1 protein-coding gene is annotated in these 2,430 nt (G+C 39.3%); it reads right to left on the reverse strand.

The genetic code is table 11. From position 1 onward, the window contains the following. A partial coding sequence (locus AC3AX0_RS11605; protein ID WP_487550444.1) for a glutamate synthase-related protein occupies positions 1–2,430 on the reverse strand: 2,430 nt, incomplete at both ends.

Raw genomic sequence — 2,430 nt, forward strand, 5'->3', positions numbered from 1 at the left:
TTTCTGTATTTGCTCCAGTTATCCATTATTTCCTTGGCAACCATACTGTCTGTATATTCAAGATGTTCGGATATCATCTTCTTTACTCGATCCATATTTCCCTTAGTAGGCTTTTCCAAAAGAATAAGGTCCATGTTGCAATTATCTTCAAGACTGTCGTCAACATCAAGTACCACAGCAGTACCACCACTCATTCCAGCTGCAAAGTTCCTGCCTACTGCGCCAAGTATTACAACAAATCCGTCCGTCATATATTCACATCCGTGGTTTCCAACTCCTTCAACAATAGCGCTAGCACCGCTGTTTCTTACTGCGAATCTTTCACCAACTATACCATTGATATATACCTTCCCACTTGTAGCACCATACATTATTGTATTTCCAGCAATTATACTCTTTCCATATTCAGCTTCTCTAGGTTTTCTGATAATGATTTTTCCACCAGAAAGTCCCTTTCCTACATAATCATTGGCGTCACCTTCTAGTTGAAGGGTAAGACCCTTTATAGCGAAAGCACCGAAGCTTTGTCCCGCAGAACCGTAGAATTTGAAATCCAAAGTATCGTCTTCATATTTTTCGTTAGGGAATGTCTTGGCAATTTCACCACTAAGCATTGTTCCAACAGTTCTGTCAAGGTTCTTGATTTCATAGGAACCTGAAACCTTTGTTTTATTCTTGAAAAATCCCTGACTCTGTTGTATCAACTTGGAATCCATATTTCCTTCAAGTCCATGATCCTGGGCTATTGAGCAGTATGGAGTTATCCTTCTAGGAACATCAGGTCTATATAGTATTTTACTTAAATCAAGAGTCTTGGCCTTCCAATGATCTATTTCTTTATTTACTTCAAGCTTATCCACTCTTCCTACCATTTCGTTAATGGTTCTGAATCCAAGCTCAGCCATATATTCTCTCACTTCTCTAGCGATAAATTTCATAAAGTTTATTACATATTCAGGTTTACCACAGAAGTTCTTTCTAAGTTCCCCATCTTGAGTTGCAACACCCATTTCACAATTGTTATTCTGACAATGCCTAAGCATTACACAACCAACCGCAACAAGACAAGTAGTTGCAAATCCGAATTCCTCAGCTCCTAGAAGACATGCTATTGCTACGTCTCTTCCTGTTTTTAGCTGACCGTCAGTCTGAATCCTTACCCTGCTTCTAAGGTTATTAAGAAGAAGGACCTGATGAGTTTCAGAAAGACCTATCTCCCAAGGTATTCCAACATTTCTTATTGACGACAGTGGTGCAGCTCCAGTACCACCGTCATGTCCGCTTATGAGTATTATATCAGCATGTGCCTTCACAACACCTGCAGCAACAGTTCCAACTCCATTTTCCGATACAAGTTTTACACTTATCTTTGCAGCAGGGTTTGAATTTTTAAGATCAAATATTAATTGAGCCAGGTCCTCTATTGAATATATATCATGGTGAGGTGGAGGCGAAATAAGATCTATTCCTGGTATTGCATGCCTTATCTTTCCTATGTACTCATTTACCTTCTTTCCAGGAAGGTGTCCACCTTCTCCAGGCTTTGCACCCTGGGCAACCTTTATTTGAAGCTCGTCTGCAGACGCTAAGTAGTCGATTGTTACACCAAATCTTCCTGAAGCAACCTGTTTTATGGAACTGTTTCTATTGTCAACATCATTGATAGTAAGCAGTCTCGCTCGGTCTTCTCCGCCTTCTCCCGAGTTACTCTTTCCTCCAATTCTATTCATGGCTATAGCTATAGTCTCATGTGCTTCCTTACTTATTGAACCGACAGACATCGCTCCTGAACAGAATCTTTTCAGTATTTCAGATACAGGTTCAACTTCTTCAATCGGTATAGATTTTTTATTTTTAAACTTGAACATACTTCTTATTGTTGTAAGGTTTTGGGCCTGGTCATTGACATTGGCAGTATATTCCTTAAACTTGGAATAATCCCCCCTCCTGACAGATTGCTGAAGTCCAAATATTGTATCTGGATTAAAGAGGTGGAATTCCCCGTTCTTTCTCCATTTATAAAGACCGCCTACATCGAGGTCGTCGTTTTTACTTCTAAGAATATTGTATGCTTCCCTGTGTCTCATAAGTATTTCTTCGGCTATTTCATCAATTCCAATTCCGCCTATTCTTGTAGGTGCACCACCGAAATACTTATCCACAGTTTCCTCATTTATACCAAGAATTTCAAATATCTGCGCACCATGATAACTTTGTATTGTACAAATACCCATCTTCGAAAGAATCTTGGCAAGACCTTTTGAAGAAGCTCTTATATAAGACTCTATTGCAGATTTTTCAGTACACTTGATCATTCCATTTACAACCATATCCTTGATTGACTCAATGGCCATATATGGATTAACAGCACTTGCACCATAACCGTTAAGAAGAGCAAAGTGAGTAGTTTCTCTTGCATCTCCCGTTTCA

The sequence above is a fragment of the Dethiosulfatibacter sp. genome (assembly GCF_983023055.1).